Origin of the sequence: Qipengyuania aquimaris (assembly GCF_020171965.1) — a bacterium.
Classification (GTDB): domain Bacteria; phylum Pseudomonadota; class Alphaproteobacteria; order Sphingomonadales; family Sphingomonadaceae; genus Qipengyuania; species Qipengyuania aquimaris_A.
In genome coordinates this window covers 1048640-1069725 of record NZ_JAIUZK010000002.1, presented here as the reverse complement: position 1 = coordinate 1069725, position 21086 = coordinate 1048640, and the positions used below count along the sequence as shown (strand labels likewise).

The 21086-nt window shown below is 60.6% G+C and carries 18 protein-coding genes and 1 tRNA gene; 10 read left to right on the top strand and 9 right to left on the bottom strand.

Going from position 1 to position 21086, the window contains the following annotated elements:
* Positions 1-2036: hypothetical protein (locus LCM24_RS12960; RefSeq protein WP_224804920.1), on the bottom strand; the 2036-nt coding region annotated here is incomplete at its 3' end.
* Positions 2037-2400: 364 nt separating this feature from the next.
* Positions 2401-2490: transfer RNA gene (locus tag LCM24_RS12955), tRNA-Ser, on the bottom strand.
* Between the two features lie 120 nt (positions 2491-2610).
* On the opposite strand from LCM24_RS12955, the gene LCM24_RS12950 reads away from it, so the two are divergent.
* The 9 genes from LCM24_RS12950 (at position 2611) to mazG (ending at position 10648) form a co-directional block, all read left to right on the top strand.
* Positions 2611-3630 (top strand): lytic murein transglycosylase, encoded by a 1020-nt coding sequence (locus LCM24_RS12950; RefSeq protein ID WP_224804918.1) that lies wholly within the window; start codon positions 2611-2613, stop codon positions 3628-3630.
* Positions 3631-3748: 118 nt separating this feature from the next.
* A complete protein-coding gene (locus tag LCM24_RS12945) occupies positions 3749-4921 on the top strand; it encodes a D-alanyl-D-alanine carboxypeptidase family protein (RefSeq protein WP_318247373.1) in 1173 nt (390 codons plus the stop codon).
* Positions 4918-5559, top strand: coding sequence for a dTMP kinase (gene tmk, locus LCM24_RS12940; protein WP_224804916.1), 642 nt, complete (start codon positions 4918-4920; stop codon positions 5557-5559). The genes LCM24_RS12945 and tmk overlap by 4 nt, the downstream gene beginning before the upstream one ends.
* Positions 5556-6506, top strand: a complete 951-nt coding sequence (locus LCM24_RS12935) for a DNA polymerase III subunit (RefSeq protein ID WP_224804914.1) — start codon at positions 5556-5558, stop codon at positions 6504-6506. The genes tmk and LCM24_RS12935 overlap by 4 nt, the downstream gene beginning before the upstream one ends.
* Complete coding sequence (gene metG, locus LCM24_RS12930) at positions 6499-8061, top strand: methionine--tRNA ligase (protein ID WP_224804912.1); 1563 nt, start codon at positions 6499-6501, stop codon at positions 8059-8061. Before LCM24_RS12935 ends, metG begins: the two co-directional genes overlap by 8 nt.
* Entirely contained in the window at positions 8061-8837 is a 777-nt protein-coding gene (locus tag LCM24_RS12925; RefSeq protein WP_224804910.1) for a TatD family hydrolase, read from the top strand. The genes metG and LCM24_RS12925 overlap by 1 nt, the downstream gene beginning before the upstream one ends.
* Complete coding sequence (locus LCM24_RS12920) at positions 8834-9601, top strand: MBL fold metallo-hydrolase (RefSeq protein WP_224804908.1); 768 nt, start codon at positions 8834-8836, stop codon at positions 9599-9601. Before LCM24_RS12925 ends, LCM24_RS12920 begins: the two co-directional genes overlap by 4 nt.
* Positions 9598-9774, top strand: coding sequence for a hypothetical protein (locus LCM24_RS12915; RefSeq protein ID WP_160594946.1), 177 nt, complete (start codon positions 9598-9600; stop codon positions 9772-9774). Before LCM24_RS12920 ends, LCM24_RS12915 begins: the two co-directional genes overlap by 4 nt.
* A gap of 118 nt (positions 9775-9892) precedes the next feature.
* The gene (gene mazG, locus LCM24_RS12910; protein ID WP_224804906.1) at positions 9893-10648 is read left to right on the top strand and encodes a nucleoside triphosphate pyrophosphohydrolase; all 756 of its coding nucleotides are present in this window, start codon (positions 9893-9895) and stop codon (positions 10646-10648) included.
* Here the strand turns inward: mazG and hflX are convergent, their stop codons facing one another.
* The 7 genes from hflX to dusB form a co-directional block, all read right to left on the bottom strand.
* Positions 10649-11950 (bottom strand): GTPase HflX, encoded by a 1302-nt coding sequence (hflX, locus tag LCM24_RS12905; protein ID WP_224804904.1) that lies wholly within the window; start codon positions 11948-11950, stop codon positions 10649-10651.
* 17 nt (positions 11951-11967) lie between these two features.
* Positions 11968-12504, bottom strand: a complete 537-nt coding sequence (hfq, locus tag LCM24_RS12900; RefSeq protein ID WP_224804902.1) for an RNA chaperone Hfq — start codon at positions 12502-12504, stop codon at positions 11968-11970.
* A 170-nt stretch (positions 12505-12674) separates the two neighbouring features.
* Positions 12675-14057, bottom strand: coding sequence for a sigma-54-dependent transcriptional regulator (locus LCM24_RS12895; protein WP_224804900.1), 1383 nt, complete (start codon positions 14055-14057; stop codon positions 12675-12677).
* 1 nt (position 14058) lies between these two features.
* Complete coding sequence (locus LCM24_RS12890; protein WP_090479167.1) at positions 14059-16299, bottom strand: ATP-binding protein; 2241 nt, start codon at positions 16297-16299, stop codon at positions 14059-14061.
* A 61-nt stretch (positions 16300-16360) separates the two neighbouring features.
* On the bottom strand, positions 16361-17773 hold the full coding sequence (ntrC, locus tag LCM24_RS12885) for a nitrogen regulation protein NR(I) (RefSeq protein ID WP_224804898.1): 1413 nt from the start codon (positions 17771-17773) through the stop codon (positions 16361-16363).
* A 3-nt stretch (positions 17774-17776) separates the two neighbouring features.
* Positions 17777-18838 (bottom strand): two-component system sensor histidine kinase NtrB, encoded by a 1062-nt coding sequence (locus LCM24_RS12880; RefSeq protein ID WP_224804896.1) that lies wholly within the window; start codon positions 18836-18838, stop codon positions 17777-17779.
* Positions 18835-19854, bottom strand: coding sequence for a tRNA dihydrouridine synthase DusB (dusB, locus tag LCM24_RS12875; RefSeq protein ID WP_224804893.1), 1020 nt, complete (start codon positions 19852-19854; stop codon positions 18835-18837). The genes LCM24_RS12880 and dusB overlap by 4 nt, the downstream gene beginning before the upstream one ends.
* Before the next feature lie 79 nt (positions 19855-19933).
* On the opposite strand from dusB, the gene LCM24_RS12870 reads away from it, so the two are divergent.
* Entirely contained in the window at positions 19934-21085 is a 1152-nt protein-coding gene (locus LCM24_RS12870; RefSeq protein ID WP_224804891.1) for a bifunctional 2-C-methyl-D-erythritol 4-phosphate cytidylyltransferase/2-C-methyl-D-erythritol 2,4-cyclodiphosphate synthase, read from the top strand.
* Position 21086 lies beyond the last annotated feature (1 nt).

Below are 21086 nucleotides of genomic sequence, written 5' to 3'. Positions count from 1 at the left end.
ACGCCGCTCAGCGCGACATTGCCGGTGTTGGTCACCGTATAGGTGTAGGTGATCGTATCGCCTGCATCGGTGCAGTCCGGATCGTCGGAGACGCCTTCCTTCACGATGTTGATGGCGGGCGCATCCACTATAGGAACGGTCGCGTCGTCCTGATCGGGCAGAGTTTCATTGGTGTCACCAGTCGCGACGTTGTCGATCGCGCCATCACCTCCTCCGCCATTGTCGATGTCTTCCTGCGTAACGGTATAGCTTGCGGTGTATTCCCAGACCTCGTCTACATCGAGGTATCCGTCAGCGTCGGTGTCCCCGATATTGAAGCCGAAGCCATCTTCGACAGGGGTGGCGTTGACGCTGGAATATGCCTCCACCTTGTCGGTCATCGTCACACCGGACAACGCGAAATTTCCTGTGTTCGCGATGGTGATGTTGTAATTGATGACGTCGCCGGCACTGTCTACTTGGCCCGAACCGCCGAAGTCGTCGTCATCCTCAACGGAATCGACGGACTTGAGTACTTCGATGCCTGGAATCTGCAGAAGGGGGGCATCCTCGTCGTCGTTTGCGGATACTTCCCCACCAGCAGATTGTGCCGTTACGGTTGCGGTGTTGTCGATGTCGCCATCCGGACCATCGGAGCTGTCATCGCCATTCGAATCCAGCTCGTCCTGCGTGACTGTATGGGTCGCGGTGAACGCCCATTTCTCTCCGACATCGAGAACATCGTCGTTATTGCCGATAATATCGTCGAGGCGGACTAGCGAGCCGCCGTCGATGTTGGGATCGGTCAGATCGACATCGGTTAGGGCGAGGTCGCCGTTGTTGGTGACCGTGAATAGATAGACGATCTGGTCGCCCGGGCTATCGGCGCCCGCCAACCCGTTTAGGCCGCTGCCTCCGATGATCTCGGGCACTTCCTTCACGAGGTGGATGCTGGGCATCAACTGGTAGTTGCCGATGGGGTCGACGATTATGTTGGACCCGGTCTCTGCGTTGCCGGGGACCGTGACGGTTTCGTTTTCACCGGTCGTCTGAATCCAATCGGGCCGCCCGCTCAGATCTTCGTCAATCGTGTAAGTCGCATCGGATTGGACGCCATAGAAGAAGTAATTGCCGTCCGCATCGGTGACCGTGGAGCGCTCGTCTGCATCGAGTACTCCGTTGCCATTCGAATCGATGAAGATGGTCCAGCCTTCCAGCCCTACTTCATCATCTGCGTTGCCGAGAATGCCGTCTGCACCAGCCTCCTGCCGAATGCCGTCCTGGTTCAGATCGTTGAACTTGGTGCCCTGCAGGGTGACTGCATCGACCGTCCGCCATTCCTCGAAGGTCGCGTCTGTCCGGAAGTCCTCACCGGCGTAGCCGAATTCAGTGTAGAGGTAGATGTAGGTGTCAGCAGGTCCATCGCCTTGCGCCTCGATGGCGTCCACCGGTACCAGGATGGAAAGATCGGACCGTCCGCTCCCCGAGGAATAGGCATCCGTAAACAGGATCGAGATATCGTTTTCGGTCGCTGCATTTCCGGGATCGGCATTGTCGATATCGAATGCGAGGTGCTGGGCCTCCAGGTCGGTAAGTGTCGATATCGTACCATCGAGAGAGGTGTAGAGTTTGAAGCTGTCGAGCGAAATCTGTTGCTCGGTCGGGTTCGCGTTGCTCTCGTTCACATCGAGCAGAAACTGGTAATAGTCGACGCCGTCGATCGTCACGATGCCGACTTCGCTGAGCTTGATCGTCTTCGTGAAGTTGGAGGAAGTCTTGATATGGGGGTTGGAGGGATCGGGGGTATCGGTATTGAAACCGAACTCGGTTCCCGTGTTCTGGACGCCAAGGAAATCGTTGAAATTGCCTGTGCCGGAATTGACCGAGCCTGTAGCGACTAACGCTCCGTTGACTTCGGCCGACGCACCATCCGTTCGCAGATCCACATCATCTTTGCCATCGCCGCTCTCGTCAACCAGTGCCGGAATTCCAAGCGTGGAATTATCATCGTCGCGATCAACGATTCCGTCGCCGTCTTCATCTACCAGGATAGGCATATCTCTTCCCCTAACGCCATGAATTGCAATTAGGCGGCCCCAGGCGGCGTTTGATCAGCCGCTCTGTTGATGGTGCGCGTCTTGCAAAACAGACGAGAGGAAGGCGAAATAGATGCCTTCGACGCATCCGGACATTAGTCCGAAGTCTGCATCGCAAGGCGGCCCATGGATTCTATTTGATCCCTGATTGTGCAGGATCGAAAACGACTCGCCTGCCAAAAGGGTTAACAAGAAGTTAACTCTTCGGGTGGACGAGTCAACTCGCTTGCAAAGTCAATCGTATTTTGGCGGAAATCTACAGGAATATTGAAAAGGGTTTGCGTAATATTATTACGCGAGCGATCCTGATGGTCTCGACCGAAATTGGCGGACAGGGTGGGATTCGAACCCACGAAGGGCTTGCACCCTTGCCGGTTTTCAAGACCGGTGCATTCAACCGCTCTGCCACCTGTCCGCCGCGCCATCCCCGCTAGCGTTGCGAAGTGTCTTTGTCATCCCGGAACTGACAATGGTTTTGCATAGTAGGGTTACGGATGACATCTCACGTTCACAGTCCTACTGCAAAGCTATGCCAATGACCCGACGCCCGATTTTCTCGTTTTTGTTCGCCACCTTACTTGCCTCAGCAACTTCGCCTGCTGCGGCGCAGGACATGTCTTTCGACGCGTACCTGCAGCTGCTGATCGCGCAGGCGAGGGCTGAAGGAGTGAGCGAAGCGACCTTGCAGCGAATGACTGCAGGGCTCGAGCCCAATACGCGGGTAATTCAGCTCGATCGGTCGCAGCCGGGTTCTCCCACACGTTCGGGCTATCCGCCGCTTGCGCCATACATCGCGACCCATGTCGACGATGCACGGATTTCCGGGGGGCGGCGCAACTATGCCAACGCCCGCTCCGAGCTTGTGGCTCTGGAGCGCAGGTTCGGAGTTCCCGGCGAAATCCTGGTCGCAATCTGGGGGCACGAAACTGCGTATGGAGCGGTAAAGGGCGGGTTCGACCTGTCACAGGCCCTGGCAACTCTTGCCTGGGAAGGGCGCCGACGTGAATTGTTCGCGGGTGAATTCGTCGCGCTGATGAAGGTCGCCGACAAGGGCTATTCCCGCAGCGAGCTCAAGGGAAGCTGGGCCGGTGCGTTCGGCAATCCGCAATTTCTCCCCAGCGTCTACCTTCGCCTGGCCGCGGACGGAAACGGCGACGGGCGCGCCGACATAATGAACAGCCGCGCCGATGCGCTGGCGTCGATCGCCAATTATTTCCGCGATGCGGGCTGGCGGACCGGTCAGCCATGGGGAGTGAGTGCCTACGTCCCGTCTGGTTTCGACGTCGACCGCTACCGCACGAAGCTTGAAGCGCCTGTCTGCTCGCGTGTTCATGAACGCCACAGCCAGTACAAGACCGTCGAGGAATGGAGAGAGCTTGGTGTTCAGCCGCAGATTCCGCTGGCACCTGGTACCATGGTCTCGTTGTTCCAGCCTGACGGTCCGGGCACACCTGCCTGGCTTCTCACCTCGAACTATCGCGTGATCCTCGAATATAACTGCTCCAATTACTACGCTATGAGCGTTGGCCTGCTGGCAGACGAGATCGCTCGCTGACGGAATTTCTCGGCCGGATTAGTCCGGTGGAAAGGTCGGAGAGCAACTCGCCAATCGCAGCGGGGCTGGCTATACCTGTAGCCGAGTTCGAACAGTCATTGGGAACGCCGGGCAGCCGGTGTGGAAACGTTTGCCGATACCGACCCGCTTGATCGCATATGCGACCGCCTGCATTCTTGCAGCCCAACCGCTTTCCGCCCAGGTGGAGAGCGCCCGGCCTCCGGCGACAGAGGATGCGCCGATCGCCTATTTGCTGGACCTTACCAGCGGGCAGGTCCTGTTATCGCGGGAAGCTGACAGGCGATTCATGCCGGCGTCTATTACCAAGGTCATGACGACCTTCCTCGCTTTCGAATGGATCGAGGAAGGGCGTCTGGTGCCCCGCCAGGTCTTCACAGTCGACCCGGAAATCTGGCATGAGTGGAATAACGTCGGTTCCACCATGTTTCTCCCTAATCGCGCCCGCGTCACGGTCGACGACCTTATTCATGGGGTCACTACGGTTTCTGCAAACGACGGCGCAGCGGCCTTGGCTCATGGGGCAGCAGGTTCGATAGATGCGTGGGTGTCCGAAATGAACGCGAAGGCGCGTGAAATCGGTATGCGCGACAGTCACTTCGGGACACCGAATGGCTGGATGGACAATGGCAAGACGTTCACGACCGCGCGCGATCTGGGAACACTCGCCGCATCGATGATCGGCAGGCATCCCTCTAAGTACCGGCATTACGTCGGGCGAACCGAATATACCTACAACGATATTACGCAGCCCAACCACGATCCTATCTCGGGCCGTGTGCGCGGTGCGGACGGGATCAAGACAGGCTTCACCAACCAGGCGGGCTACGGATTTCTCGGTTCGGCGGAGCGAAACGGACGGCGCCTTGTCATGGTGGTAGCAGGTAGTCCTGGCTCCTCCGTGCGAGACCGCGCTTCGCGAGAGCTACTCGAGTGGGGTTTTCGCGAGTTCGAGCAAAAGCAGTTGCTGCCAAGAGGTGCAATCGTCGGAGAAGCGCAGGTCCAAGGTGGCGGCGCCGGTACAGTGAATCTCGTCGCACCGGTAGGAGTGTACGTCAGTCTCCCTGGCGGCGCCGATCCCAGGATCGAGATGACCATCAGTTATCGCGGCCCGCTCCGCGCTCCCATTGCGGAAAACGAGCAAGTCGCCGAACTTCTGGTCCGGGCGGAAGGCCTGCCGGAATATCGTATACCACTGCACGCCGCAGCGGATGTGGGTGAAGCGGGCTTCCTTGACCGGGTGGCAAACGGGTTTCGCGGATGGCTGCGATGACCAAGGGACGCTTCATTTCATTCGAGGGTGGCGAAGGCATGGGCAAATCGACCCAGGCGCGCCTGCTGGCTAGCTTCCTCGAAGGTCGTGGCTTGAATGCGGTCCTCACGCGCGAACCGGGCGGAACACCGGGGGCGGAGGCCATTCGTCAGCTGCTCCTCCACCCGCCGGGCGAAGGCTGGGAAGCGGAAGCAGAAGCCCTGTTGTTCGCAGCCGCGCGTTCGGACCATGTCGCACGCCTGATCAGGCCGGCTATCCAAGAAGGGTCGTGGGTCATTTGCGATCGCTACCTGGATTCGAGCCGGGCATATCAGGGCAGGGCAGGGCAGCTGGGTGACGCTGCCGTGCGCCAGCTCCATGCGATCGGAAGTCACGGTCTCCTGCCGGATGCTACGATCGTTCTCAGTGCTTCGGCGGATCACGTTCAAGAGCGCCTGCGCGCGCGAGACGGCGACGAGACGGATGCCATCGGCGGTCGCGATGACAGCTACCACCTTGCTGTGAATTCCGCCTTCGAAGCATTCGCGTCCGAAGAGCCCGACCGCTTCCGGATTATCGACGGAGAGGGAACCGTGGAGGAGGTGCATCAGCGCGTTCTTGCCGCCCTCTCTCCGATGTTGCCGGAGGCGCGCCCTTGAGCCTCGTCGGTCACGATGATGCCTGGGCCGAATGGCGATCGGCATTGGGCGGCGCGCGGATGCATCACGCCTGGCTGCTGGCGGGTAAAAAGGGGCTGGGCAAGGCCAGTTTTGCCCAAGCTGCCGCGAGAGAGCTTGTCGGTGTGGATCCAGGTTTCGGGGACCATCCCGACATCCTCACCCTCACCTACGGTCCGAAGAACAAGGAAGAGGCAAAGAAGCGCGACGACGGCAAGCCCTATGATCTCGCACGCGGCATCAAGGTGGAGCAGGTTCGGGAAATCCAGAGGCGCCTGACGACACGTCCCACCATGGGGAACCGTAGGGCCGTCATCATCGATCCGGCCGACGACATGGAGACAGGCGCATCGAACGCTCTTTTGAAAAGTCTCGAAGAGCCGCCCGAAGGAACGTTCTTCCTGCTCGTCGCGCATAGTCCCGCACGTCTCTTGCCAACCATCCGCTCTCGCTGCCGGACCGTCCGCTTTCCCACCCTTTCAAAGGAACAGATGGACGCGTTGCTTCGGGAGCTCGCTCCGGATGCCGACATCGCCACGAGAGATGCCTCCATCGACGCCGCTGCCGGTTCTCCCGGCGCCGCGCTGTCCTTCGTCGAACGCGATCTCGGGTCGGCTGCGCGCCTGATGCGGACAATCATCGAGAAGGGCGACAGGGATTTTGCGCTTCGCGGTGAACTGGCTGGCGTCATCGGGGCCAAGCAGGACATCCCGAGGCTGCAGGCCATACTCGATCTCGCTCGCGCGATACTCGCGGAAAGGGTGGATCATGCCGGTGCCGATCCCCGCAAGCTAGTGGAGACGCATAGCGAACTCGTGCGCCTGACCGGCGAGCAGCCGACCTACAATTTCGACCTTGGATTGCTCGCGATGGAAATCGGCACCTTGCTCGCCGCTGCCGGGGCGGCTAGCGAGCGCCGCAATGGCTGATCCTTTCTACATTACCACCGCGATCCACTACCCCAATGGCAAGCCGCATATCGGCCACGCCTACGAGACGATCGCTGCAGACGTCATCGCTCGCTTCCAGCGCCTGATGGGTCGAGACGTGCGGTTCCAGACCGGGACCGATGAGCACGGCCTCAAAATGGCGCAGAAAGCACGCGATATGGGCAAGACCCCGCGCGAGCTGGCCGATGAAATGTCCGGCGCGTTCAAGGACTTGTTCGACCGTCTCGATATCACCTACGACCGCTTTATCCGGACGACCGACGAGGATCACCATAAGGCTAGCCGCGCTATCTGGCAGGCGATGGAGGCCAAGGGCGATCTCTATCTAGACCGCTACGAAGGTTGGTATTCTGTTCGCGACGAAGCCTACTACGACGAGAAGGAACTCGTCGAAGGGGAGGGGGGCGAAAAACTATCTCCCCAAGGCACTCCGGTTGAGTGGACCGAAGAAGAGACCTGGTTTTTCCGGCTGTCGAAATACGCCGAGCCGCTGCTCGAACTGCTGAAAACCCCGGGTTTCCTGGAGCCCGCAAGCCGCCGCAACGAGATGATCGCTTTCGTGGAGGGCGGCCTCAAGGACCTTTCCGTCAGTCGCACCAGTTTCGATTGGGGTGTTAAGGTACCGGGCCACGACAATCACGTGATGTACGTGTGGGTCGACGCGCTGACCAATTACATCACGGGTGTCGGATATCCCGATGGTGGCGAGGCCTGGGACAAATACTGGCCCGCCAGCCTTCACCTGATCGGCAAGGACATCGTGCGTTTCCACACGATCTACTGGCCCGCCTTCCTGATGAGCGCCGACATCCCCGTGCCGCAGCACGTTTTCGGCCACGGCTTCCTGCTCAACCGAGGCGTCAAGGAATCGAAATCCGCAGGTAATGTCACCGACCCGAACGAGCTGGTCGACCTGTTCGGCGTGGATTCCCTGCGCTACTTCCTGATGGCCGAAGTCGTCTTCGGTAAGGACGGCAGCTATTCTGCAGAAGCGCTTGTAAACAAGGTGAATGCGGAGCTGGCGAACAGCTTCGGCAACCTCGCGCAGCGTACCCTTTCGATGATCCACAAGAACATGGACGGGAAGCTGTCCAAGTTCGAACCCAATGGCGATGACAAGGCTTTGCTGGGTACTGTCCAGAATGCGTGTCGCGAGGTCCTCCCCAAGGAATTCGAGGCACTGAATTTCAGTGTCGGGATCGAAGCCTGGCTGAAGGCAGTTTTCGCCTGCAACGCCTATGTTGACGAGCAGGCGCCCTGGGGATTGAAGAAATCCGATCCGGACCGGATGCAGGCGGTCCTGCAGACCCTCTTCATTGCAATTCGCGACCTTGCAATCGCAATCCAGCCCGTGGTCCCGACCAAAGCCGGCGCCGTCCTCGACCAGCTTGGCGTCGCGGCAGACCGGCGAACCTACGGCGATCTCGCAGACGAGGGCTGGTTCCCGGCCCTGATCGCCTCGGGGCACACGATCGAGAAGCCGGTACCCGCATTCCCGCGGCTCGAACTGCCCGAAACGGAAACGGCGTCCTGATGCTCGTCGACAGCCATTGCCACCTCGAATACGAAGGCCTTGTCGAAAATCAGGCGGACGTGCTCGATCGTGCCCGGCACGCCGGGGTAGGGGGCTTCCTCAACATTTCCACCAAGCGGGACGAGTGGGATCAGGTCATCGGCACCGCAGCCGCGCAAAGCGATGTGTGGGCCAGCGTCGGCATACATCCGCACAATGCCGATGACCATCCAGATCTGACGCGCGAGGAATTGCTCCAGGCGGCCAGCCACCCGAAGGTCATCGGGCTGGGTGAAACCGGTCTCGACTACTATTACGATCATTCGGATCGCGAAGAGCAGCAGCGACTTTTCCGCATTCATATCGATGTTGCGCGCAAGACAGGTTTGCCGGTCATCATCCACACGCGCGACGCGGAAGACGATACGCTCTCCATCCTCACCGACGAGATGGAGAAGGGGGCCTTCCCTGCGCTCATCCACTGCTTCACGGCATCGGCCGCGTTCGGCGAGGCGGTCCTGAAGCTCGGTCTCTCCATCTCCATATCCGGCATCGTGACCTTCAAGAATGCCAAGGATTTGCAGGAGGTTGCGAAGGCAATTCCGTCCGGGCGCCTGCTTGTCGAAACGGATAGCCCGTTTCTCGCACCGGTACCGCATCGCGGGAAACCGTGCGAGCCGGGGTTTGTGCGGGATACGGCAAGTTTCATCGCCGAATTGCGCGGTGAAACGCTCGAGGAACTTGGCACCTACACGACTGAAAACTTCTACAGTCTGTTTTCCAAGGCGGCCGCATGAAGCTCTTGATGCTTGGCTCCGGTACGTCGACCGGCGTGCCTCGCATCGGGAACGACTGGGGTGAATGCGACCCCGGGAACCCGCGCAATCGCCGCACGCGGGTCTCGATCATCGTCGAGAACGACGCGGGCAAACGCGTGCTGATCGATACGTCGACCGACTTGCGAGCGCAGCTCTTGGCAAACAACGTAGCCAAGGTCGACGCTGTCTTCTGGACGCATGACCATGCGGATCACTGCCATGGGATCGATGATCTCAGGGTAATGCGATACGATCGCACCAATCCTCTTCCGGGATACGCAAGCAAGGTTACCTGCGACCGTCTGCGCAAGCGGTTCGATTACGTGTTCGAGGGACAGTTTGGCTATCCGACGCTGATGGATTTGCAGGAAGTTGGCCAGGTTCGCTTGGTTGCAGGCTTCGATTTCAAGTATGTCGAGATGCCGCACGGGCCGGTGACCAGCACCGGATTTCGGTTCGAAGCCGACGGTAAATCAATCGGTTATGCGACAGACTTCAGCGAGATTACGAAGGAAATGGTTTCGTGCTTCAAGGGCACTGATCTCCTTGTGGTCGATTGCCTTCGAAGGCGTCCGCATCCAACTCATGCACATCTGGAGATGGCCATAGATTTTGCACGGCGCTGCAAGGCGAAGCGTGCGGTGTTGACGCATCTAGACAAGAGCATGGACTATGCGGCGCTCGAGGCTGAGGTGCCGAGAGGCTTTATAGTCGGCTATGACGGATTGGAGATCGGATTATGAGCGGCGGTGGCTGGGTGTGGGCTGCATTGATGGGCGCATTGGCAATCGCATACCTGACCGGAATGCGCCGCGACGGCATGACCGGGAGCAAGATGGTCAAAATTGCCGCGATCTGGGTTGGAATTATCCTCGGAGCTTACATCCTGGTGAGCTGGCTAACGGGGATGGACTGAGACCTCGATGACGCGTCGCCTCGGTCGTCATTTAACATAATATATATTATCACACCAAGATAGGCGTCCGTCGCAGCAGCATCTCCATGTAGAGCTTATCCCCACTCCGGTAGACAATATGACCCAGAATATAGACCGCCTCCTGACGATCATGAAACGTCTGCGTGACCCGGAACGCGGCTGCGAATGGGATACGGCCCAAAGCTTCGAAACCATCGCACCATACACGATCGAGGAAGCCTATGAGGTTGCCGATGCGATCGAGCGCAAAGACTATAAGGATCTCAAAGGCGAACTTGGTGACCTTCTTTTCCAGGTCGTCTTTCACGCTCAGATGGCCTCAGAGGAACATCATTTCGATTTCGGAGCGGTCGTCGAGTCGATCTCTGACAAGATGGAGCGTCGTCACCCCCACATCTTCGGTGACGAAGGCGGCGTCATGGAAGAGACCCGATGGGAAGATCTCAAGGCTGCGGAACGCAGTGAGGCAGGATCGGACAGCGCCATGGACGGTGTCGCAAAGGCACTGCCGGCGCTGATGCGCTCGCAAAAACTTCAAAAGCGTGCCGCTCGTCACGGCTTTGACTGGCCTGACGCCGAAGGTCCGCGCGCAAAGGTACTCGAGGAAATCGAGGAGCTAGGCGATGCATCGCCCGAAGAGCGCGAAGAGGAAGCCGGCGATTTGCTATTCGCCGCTGTTAATCTCGTACGCGCTTACGGCATCGATGCGGAACAGGCCTTGCGTGCCGCAAATGCCAAGTTCGAACGGCGTTTCCGGGCGATGGAAGACCTAGCCGGCGGCGATTTCGACACACGTTCTCTCGAGGCGCAGGAGGAGCTGTGGCAGGCGGTCAAGCGCGCCGAAAAGTCCTGATCAGAGGCTTTCGAACTGGCCCAATTCCTTGGGATTGAGCCTGACCGTGAAGCGCCTCGTGGGCCCCTTGGCCCCCTCCTCCAGCGCCTCTTCCTCCAAAATGTCGCCGTGAGCATGAAGCCAGGCGATCCGGCGTCCGTCGCTGGCCGGTAATTCGAACTGGCGTACCGTGGCCTGGGACGTCAGGATTTCCCCCACCCGCTCGAGGAATTGGGGCACCCCTTCCCCGCTCAGCGCCGATAAGGCGACCACGTCATCGGAAGCTTGCGCCAGCCCGCCGAGTTCTTCGGCTGTCTCTTTGTCGAGCAGATCCCATTTGTTCCACACTTCCAGGATCGGGATCGCTTCGGTTCCGTCCTCCGAGCTGATCACATCAAGATCGCGCAAAACGTTGAGAACTTGTGCTTTTTGTGCGTCCGCCGAAGGGTTGGACATATCGCGCACATGGCAGATCAGATCCGCCGCGGTCACTTCTTCCAATGTTGCCCTGAATGCCGCCACGAGCTGTGTGGGCAGGTCGGAAATGAAGCCGACCGTGTCGGACAATATGGCCTTCTCGACCCCCGGGAGCGCGATCGCCCGCATCGTCGGGTCCAGGGTTGCGAACAGCAGGTCTTCGGCCATGACCTCGGCGCCGGTCAGCCGGTTGAAGAGCGTCGATTTTCCCGCATTGGTGTAGCCGACAAGTGCTACGACAGGCCAAGGGGCACGCTCGCGCCGTTCGCGGTGAAGGCCGCGCGTCTTGCGAACCTGTTCCAGTTCCTTGCGCAGGCGTCCCATGCGCTGGCGGATCATACGCCTGTCGGCTTCGATCTGCGTTTCACCAGGACCGCCCAGGAAGCCGAAGCCACCACGCTGGCGCTCAAGGTGGGTCCAGCTGCGCACCAGGCGGCTTTGCTGGTAATCAAGATGGGCGAGTTCGACCTGCAGGCGCCCTTCGGCTGTGGCCGCACGTTCGCCGAAGATTTCGAGGATCAGTCCCGTCCGGTCGATGACCTTTCGCGCCAGCTTGTCTTCGAGATTGCGCTGCTGGATCGGGCTGAGCGCACCGTCGACGACGACCAGTTCCGCTTCGTTCTGTTCGCAAGCAATGCGGATGTTTTCCACCTGCCCCGACCCGAACAGGAGGTTCGGTTTCACGTCGCGGACAGGCAGCACGAAGCTGTCAGCCACCACTATGCCGATCGCAAGGGCAAGGCCTTCCGCTTCCTCGAGACGGCTTTCCGCATCGAGGTCATAGGCCATACCCCTGATGTCGGGGCACACGACGAGGGCTCGCGCACCGCGCGAGACTTCGCCCATCAGGTCGTCATCGAAGCTCAGTGTTCGTCCTCGTCCCAATCCTCGGACAGATCGACCGGGGTAGCAGGTTGGATAGTGGATACGGCGTGCTTGTATGCAAGCTGCACATAGCCATCGCGTTCCAGCATCATGCAAAAAAGGTCGTAGGCGGCGATCTTGCCCTGGAGCATGACGCCGTTCACGAGGAACATCGTCACTTGCGCCTCTGCCTCGCTAACCCGGCTAAGAAAGACGTCCTGCAACAACCGCTGCTTTGCGCCCGATCCCTGGCTGGCGAACTGTTCGGCATCCACCGGTTGTCCCGGCATGATCGTGCTGACCGCGTGCTTGTAGACGAGCTGCGACTGTCCGTCGCGCCGCAACAGGATCGAGAAATTGTCGAACCAGGTGACAATGCCCTGCAGCTTCACGCCCTTGACGAGAAATACCGTTACCGGGGCCTTGTTCTTGCGCAGCAGGTTGAGAAATGCGTCCTGCAAGCTCGGGGCCTTGCCCTTGCCTTGCTGTTCCTGGGCTGCGCGTGGTCGCGCAGATAGGGTGCGTTCGCCGGCCATAATCATCGCTCCTTCTTTTTGGCGCCTGCATCGGCAGACGCAATCTGGACGCTCTTGCGGCGTCCGGGGTTCGGGCAACGAGTCCCGCAACCAGGGGCAATGTGACGTTTCCGCGCTTCTTGGGCAACAGGATTATTCTACTGTCGCAAAAGGGCAGGTTGTGGCCGGGCCTATTTGCGTTCGTTGTTTCGGCGCTCGGCCATGCCGAGGAGCTTGAGTTTCCGGTGCAATGCCGATCGCTCCATCCCGATGAAGCTCGCGGTTTTCGAGATGTTGCCGGAGAACCGGCGGATCTGGATGGCAAGGTACTCGCGTTCGAAGCTTTCGCGCGCTTCCCGCAAGGGGGCTCCCATCAGCTGTGCCATGCCGCCGCTGTCACCCAGCTTCCCGCCCGTCACTTCTTCCGAAAGCATGTCGGCTTCGACAGTGTCGAGGTTCTCGCGCGGAGTGAGGATGATGGTGCGCTCTACGACATTGCGAAGTTGGCGCACGTTGCCGGGCCAGTCGTATGCCTGGAGCGCCGCCATCGCTTCCTCGCTGATTTCCGGAGGGCGGATGCCTTGCTCGATCGCGTAGCGTGCAAAGAAGTGTTCCGCCAATGACGGTATGTCGTCCCGCCTTTCCGACAGGGACGGGACTTCGACGGGGACCACGTTGAGCCGGTAAAAGAGATCTTCGCGGAAGCGTTTTTCGGCCATTTCCGCTTCCAGGTCGCGGGCGGTGGAAGAGACGACCCTCACATCGACCCCGATCTGGCGCGTTCCGCCGACGCGCACGAAGCTCTGGTCGGTGAGGACCCGCAGGATCCGCGCCTGCGTTGAAAGCGGCATGTCTGCCACCTCATCGAGGTAGAGCGTACCGCCGTCGGCAGTTTCCAAGAGGCCGGGACGCACTAGCTTACCTTCGGCTTCTTCCCCGAAGAGCTCTTCTTCGAAACGTTCCGGGGTAATCCGGGCAGAATTGACAACGATAAACGGTTTGTCGGCACGGGTGGACCAGCTGTGCAACAATCGGGCGGCGACTTCCTTGCCGGAGCCCGCAGGACCGCTGATCAGGACGCGACTGCCAGTGTTCGCCACTCTCTTCAGCGTCGCGCGGACTGCATTGATGGCGGCGGAATTGCCTGTGAACTCGCCGCCCTCGCCCATGCCCTCCCGAAGTCGGGAATTTTCGCGCCGGAGACGCTCCGTTTCGGTCGCCCGTTCTACCAGGTGAAGCAGGCGTTCCGCCTCGAAAGGCTTTTCGATGAAGTCCATTGCGCCGCGACTGACGGCAGATACAGCAGTATCGATATTGCCGTGACCGGAGAAGATGATGACCGGCAATTCCGGCTCGCGGACCTTGATGGCATCGAGCACTTCGAGGCCGTCCATCTGGCTGCCGTGAAGCCAGACGTCGAGCAGGACCAGGCTGGGCCGCTTTTCATCGACCGCGGCAAGTGCCGAAGTGCTGTCGGCCGCGGTGCGACATTCGTAGCCTTCGTCGCTCAAGACGCCGGCCACGAGCTCCCGAATATCGCGTTCGTCGTCGACGATGAGGATGTCGAGTGCCATCTTATCTTCCTGCTTTCTCGGTATTCGGACGCTCTTCGCCCATGCCAGGGCCGCGGTGCGGATCCCGCGCAATCTTGAGGGTGACCCGCGTTCCGCCTTCTTCGATCGAAGAGAAGTTCATTTCGCCGCCGTGCTCTTCGACGATCTTGTTGACGATCGCGAGGCCGAGCCCGGTGCCCTTCTCTCGGGTTGTCACATAGGGTTCGACGATCCGTTCCCGGTCCTGCGGCAAGCCGATCCCGTTGTCGCTGATCGCAATCACGATGAACTTGGCATCTTCTGCCACTTCGACGCCGATGCGGCCTCGATAGTCAGGTTCCGCGTTCGCGGCGCGGGCCTCGATCGCCTCGGCGGCATTCTTGAGAATATTCGTGACGGCCTGACCCAGCTGGTGGCGATCCGCTTCGACCATCAGGGGGCCGTCGATCTCAGTCGTCAGTCCGTAATTGACCTGGGGGTTAGCCACCTCCTGGAGGAACATCGACTGCCGCACGAGATCGAGAATGTCTTCCTGCCGGAAAACCGGTTTCGGAAGCCGCGCAAAGGACGAGAACTCGTCCACCATTGTGCGCAATTCGCCGACCTGCCGGACAATCGTATTGGTCAATTCGTCGAACAGCTCGCCATCCTGCTCGATCTGCTTGCGATAGCGGCGCTTGAGCCGCTCGGTCGCCAGCTGGATCGGGGTCAGCGGGTTCTTGATTTCGTGCGCAATCCTGCGCGCGACATCCGACCAGGCTGCTTGGCGCTGGTCGAGAAGCTGGCGTGTGATGTCTTCGAAGGTGATGACATGCCCGTCGCCTTCCGGAACGAGGCGCACAGCCAGCGTCATCAATTCGCCATGGCGCGAATGGCTGACCACGCCGCGATCGAGGCCCGCCTCGACGAGGACCGCGATCTGCGGGACCATGGCGTCGAGCGTTTCGGGGTGCTCGCTGCCCTCCCCGCCTTCGAGCAACATGTTCTGGGCCGGGGCGTTCATCAGGAGGACGCGGCGCTTGCCGTCGATGGTGATGACCCCGGCACTCACCGATTCCAGCACCGCCTCGATGAAGCTGCGGCGGTCCTCCAGTTCCTCGTTCGCGCCGACAAGCGCATCAGTCTGCTTCTCGATCTGCGCGGTCATGCGGTTGAAGGCGCGGTTCAGCAGTCCGATTTCGTCGGCTCCCGTGCGGCCTTCGACACGAAGTGCAAAGTTGCCTGCGCCGACCTTGCGCGCCGCCGCCACCAGGTCGGTCAGCGGCTCGACCTGCCGATCGGCGAAACGCAGGGCAAACCAGACCGCCAGTCCGACAAGGGCGAGGCTGACGAAGAACAGCGCGAGGTTGAAGCGCAGCTGCAGCGCCCTCGCCCGCTTGGTCAGTTCTTCATAGGCCGTCGAGATAGAACGTGCGCTTTCCCAACTGCGGAAGCTGGCCGCTTCGGCGTTACGCGCGGTGTAGAGATAGATACCGGCGGTCCGGTCAATGGGCGCTATGGCCTCGATGCGTTCGGGGCTGCCCTTGATCGCCACCGGCTCGCCTCCACGAAGCGCCCGCAGGCTTTCTTCGGTGAAACTTACAGGATCGCTTGCCTGGTTGATGCCGTAGACCACGGCAACGCGCGAGGTCCCGTCGGGCATGGCCTGCATGATCGCGCTCTCGATGACGTCACGCGGTTCCGCCTGGTAACGGTAAGCCAGCTGGAAATCCGGATCGGTAATCGAAACTTGCTGCAGGATCGAGCGCATGTCCATCGCCATGGAGATGGTTTCCTGCCCGAGATCGAGCTGGTTGTCCTCATAATAGACTTCCGCCAGCTGGTTCGCGTTCTCCATCAGCCCGCGCGAGTTGTCGGAGAACCAGAAATCGACGCCCGACTGGAACAACACCGCAGCGAATGCAGACACCAGCAGCGTCGGTACGGCGGCAATCATCGAGAAGAAAAACACGAGCCGCACATGCAAGCGCGCAGTGCTTCCCGCAGCCCTGCGCAAGGCAAGCCGGCGTCCCGCAAGGACCAGCAGGGCCATTGCGGGGATAAGCGTCCCGATAAGCAACACCGCGACCTGACGGCTCGGCAGGAGCTCGCCCGTCGGAGGCGCCCTCGTGAATGCAGCCCACGTAGTGGCAACCATGATGGCAAAGATCGCCACCGCCATGATTTCGACCAGGGAGAACAGGTTGGCGCGCCGGGACGCGACGACAAAACGTCGCCACCAGCGCGGAGTGCGCTTCTGCGTAGAACCGGCTAAAGTCGCCATCGTGGCCTGTTTACGACACCTCTGTTGCAAATATGCAAGGTCAAAAACGACGAAATGAACATCAACGTCGTCGGACGTAGCGCTCAGGCTCTATTTCTAGGTCGCTTAACCGTTTCCGAAGGGTGTTGCGGTTTATCCCCAAAAGCTGCGCAGCACGCAGCTGGTTTCCTTCGGTTTCGCGCAGGGCATGTTCGAATAGCGGCTTCTCAAACGCGGCGAGCGCAGTGTGATAAAGGACGCCGGGCGCGCTGGAGCTTCCTGACAGCCAGGCCTGCAATGCGATCTCGAAGGGCGTTTCGCTGCCGATTGCCATTTCCTGAGTGGCCGGCAGAGCGTCGTCCACCGTATCCGCATCGATAACGTCTTCGCGTGCAGTCAACGCGAGGCGGAAGACCACGTTACGCAATTCGCGCACGTTGCCCTTCCATCGCTGCGCTTCCAAACGCTTGATGGCGGCATCGGAAATGCGGTGGTTGGGCAGCCCTTCTGCAACCGCCTGTCCGAGGAAGTGCTTGACCAAGGCGCCGACATCTTCGCGGCGTTCGCGCAATGGCGGCAGATGGATAGGGACCACGTTGAGGCGATAGTAGAGATCCTCGCGGAAGGATCCGTTCTCAATCATCGGGCCGAGATCCTTGTTTGTCGCTGCGATGATCCTGACGTCGACACCGATCTCCTGGCGCCCGCCGACGCGGCGAATTTTGCCTGACTGGAGCGCCCTCAACAGGCGCGTCTGTGCCTCGGCGGGCATGTCACCGATTTCATCGAGGAACAGCGTGCCGCCGTTCGCCTGTTCGAACTTGCCGATCTGCTGGGACACCGCACCGGTGAATGCCCCGCGTTCGTGCCCGAACAATTCGCTTTCTAGGAGGTCGTGCGGGATGGCGGCCATGTTGACGGCGATGAACGGGCCGGTGCGCCGCGATCCGAGTTCGTGGATTGCCTCTGCCACCAATTCCTTGCCGGTGCCGCTTTCACCTGTGACAAGCACCGAGAGATCGTTGCGCAGCACCCGCGTGATCATCCGATAGACGTCCTGCATGGCCTTGCTGCGCCCAATGAGAGGTAGAGAGCCTTCGCGTTCCCCATCGATGCTCTCAGCACTTTCAGCAGATCGCTTTGTGGCCTGGCGAACGGCATGGGTGAGTTCGTCGAGGTCGAAGGGTTTGGGGAAGTATTCGAAGGCGTGACTGTCGCTCGCCCTCACCGCCGTATCCAGCGTGTTCTGCGCGGAAAGAACGATGACCGGCATGTTCGGAGCGGCTTCGTGGACATTGGCGATCGACGCCAGGCCATCGCCGTCTTCCAGCATGACGTCAGTCAACATGACGTCAAACCCGTAATCTGCGAGCAAGGCGTCACGCTTGCTGACACTGCTGCACGCCGTGACGTCGAAGCCTTCATCCCTGAGAGCCTCGGTAATGACGGTTGCGATCGCGCGATCGTCTTCGACGAGGAGGACGCGGTTCGTCATGGATCAGCCTTCCTTCTGCGCAACAGGCAGGTTTATGCGAAAATGGGTCAGGCCGGCGCGTTCGTCGCGTTCATGGGCGACCCTGCCGCCCATATCGCGCAACAGCTTGCGGACGAGGGCGAGGCCAAGGCCCTGCCCCTGCGATTTTCCCGACACGAAGGGCTCGAAGATCTGATCGCGCAATTCCGGCGGCACGCCCCTGCCCATGTCGGTGACGGTGATTTCCACCGGCAGGCGAACCGGCTTGCCCAGCCTGATGGCGGAAAAGACCAGCCCGCTAACGAAGCGGGTACGCACCACGACACGGGCATCTTCGACGCCGACACTCGCATCGCAGGCATTCGCGAGGAGGTTGATGAGCACTTGTTCCAGAGCGCCGCGATCCGCCTGGACCTGCGGAAGCGAGGGGTCGAATTCCTCCACCAGCTCGCAGGCGTTCTTCCGCCCTGCCCTTACCGTGGCCATCGCACCGCGAATGGCTTCGTGCAAATTGCAAGGTTCGGTCTCTACAGGATTGGAGCTTCCCAGTTGCTGCATGCGGTCGATCAGTTCGGCGATACGGGCAACCTCGCCCTCGATCATGGTCGCCAGGGGCTTGTCCCGCTCGCTCGCCCGTTTGGCCAGGAGCTGGCTTGCGCCGCGTATTGCCGAAAGCGGGTTCTTGATCTCGTGTGCCAATACCGCAGGCGCACGAAGCTCGGTGCGGTCTTCATCCTCGTTCTCGTTGCCACCCTGCCCCGCTTCGGAAACGGTGATGACACGCCAACCCGGATGGGCATGCAAAGGCGAACAACTCAGATTGACGAGATGGTCACGACCCGCTGCGCTGACCGTCAGGCCGCGCGCGATCAGCTGCGTGTCGGTCTCGAGGAGCGACTTTTCCACTCGCTCGGGAGCAATGCTCATCAGGTCGAGAAGCCTGCAGCCGATGATCCGCCGCGCGCTCCTGCCTAGCAATTCTTCCGCAGGGGGGTTGGCTTCGTGCACAAGCCCTTCCGGATCGACCAGCAGGACGGCAAAGACCATTCCCGCAAGCTGTACCGACGCCGAGGGCGCTTCGCTCACGCTGCTCGCCGCTTGAGGAACGGTTCATAGAACCGCTCAAGTTCATCAAGGACAACAGGGGCTTGGTCGATGAAATTCACGCGATTGCGGAACTCTGCGGAGCCGTGCATCCCCTTGGTGTACCAGCCGAGGTGTTTGCGTGCGATCTTCACGCCGACGTCTTCGCCGTACAATTCCAGCATATCGCGGTAATGCTCGACCACCACTTCATACTGTTCGTCGAAGGTCGGGCTTTCGAGAACGTCTCCGGTGCGCCACCAATGCATGACCTGCGAAAGCAGCCAGGGCTTACCATAGGCGCCGCGGCCGATCATCAGGCCGTCGGCCCCCGACTGGTCGAGTGCCTTGGCGGCATCGTCGACGGTGCAGATATCGCCGTTCACGATTACCGGGATGGAAACCGCTTCCTTGACCTTGCGAACGAAGGCCCAGTCTGCGCTTCCCTTGTACATCTGGTTGCGCGTGCGGCCGTGGACGGTGACCATCTTCACACCGAGATCTTCGGCAATGTGCGCCAGTTCGGGGGCGTTGAGGTCGGCATGGTCCCAACCCATCCGCATCTTCACGGTCACCGGCACGTTCACCGCCTTGACCGTCGCTTCCATCAGCTTTGTCGCAAGGCCGACTTCGCGCATCAGAGCCGATCCGGCGAGCTGCCCGACGACCTTGCGGACCGGACAGCCGAAATTGATGTCGATGATCTCGGCGCCGTTTCCTTCCTGCAGCTTGGCCGCTTCGGCCATGCTGGACGGGTCGCAGCCGACAAGCTGCATCGAGACGGGCTCTTCCGTTGGGTCCCACGCGGCCTTCTGGACGGACTGGCGGGTTTCGCGGATGGCTGCCTCGCTCGCGATCATTTCGGTCACGTTGAGGCCCGAGCCATAGCGCCGCACCATCTTGCGGAAGGGCAGGTCGGTGACACCCGTCATCGGTGCCAGAATGACAGGCGTGTCGATCCGGACATTGCCGATGTCGATCGGCGTGGGTGCTACGGGCGGTTTGGGGTGGGCGCTCATGATTTCCGCGTGTGCCTAATTATTGGGCAGGCACATAGTGCGTTGCAGCGAAAACGGCAAGCGGCTAGCGGGCAAGGCGATGGCAGACCATCCTCCCCTCCCCACCTTCGCCGCGATCGTCGTCGCTGCCGGCAAGGGCGTGCGCGCCGGCCAGCCGCTTCCGAAACAGTTCGCTATCTGGCGCGGGAAGTCCTTAGTGCGGCACTCGGTCGAGGCCCTGATTGGCGCGGGTGCCAGTCGGGTGATCGTCGCTATCCCGCCGGGCGGCGAAGAACTCGCTCGTGAGGCCTTGGTGGGACTGGATGTTTGCCTGGTAGAGGGAGGCGCTACGCGGCAGGAGTCGGTGGCGAAAGCGCTAAGCACTATCGACGCGGCCGAATTCGTCCTGATCCACGATGCTGCGCGTCCCGACGTGCCCCGTGCCGTGATCGCCGATTTGCTAACGGCGCTGGATCGACACCAAGGTGCAATACCGACCCTGCCCGTCGTCGATAGCCTCGCGATCGACACCGATGGCGTAATGAGCGGGGCTGCAGACCGGGACGTCTTGCGGCGCGTCCAGACACCGCAGGCCTTTCGCTTCGCCGCGATCCGCGATGCGCATAAGGCGTGGACCGGCGGACAAGATGCCGGCGACGATGCGCAGGTCCTGCGCGCACACGGCGGCGAAGTGGCGCTGGTGGACGGTGACGAGCGCCTGAAGAAACTGACATTTGCGGAGGATTTCGTGAGCCAGACCCCGGACGTAAGGACTGGAATGGGCTTCGACGTGCATCGCCTTGTCGCTGGCGAGGAATTGTGGCTCGGCGGCATTCGGATCGAGCACGACAAGGGCCTGTCCGGCCATAGCGATGCCGACGTCGCTCTCCATACTGTTGTCGATGCGCTCCTAGGCGCGGTTGCCCGCGGCGACATCGGCGACCATTTTCCGCCGAGCGATCCGCAATGGAAGGGTGCCAGCAGCGACAAGTTCCTGCTCCACGCTGTCAAACTGGTGGGCGAGGCTGGATACCGGGTCGGCAATATCGATCTCACTCTTATCTGCGAGGAACCCAAGATTGGCCCCCATCGCGAAGCAATGCGGGCGCGGATTGCAGAACTCGCTGGCGTTGACATCGACAGCATATCGGTGAAGGCGACCACCACCGAAAGGCTCGGGTTCACGGGCCGCGGCGAAGGTATCGCGGCGCAGGCTATCGCCACGGTGATCCGCAACTATTTCAAGAGGTGAG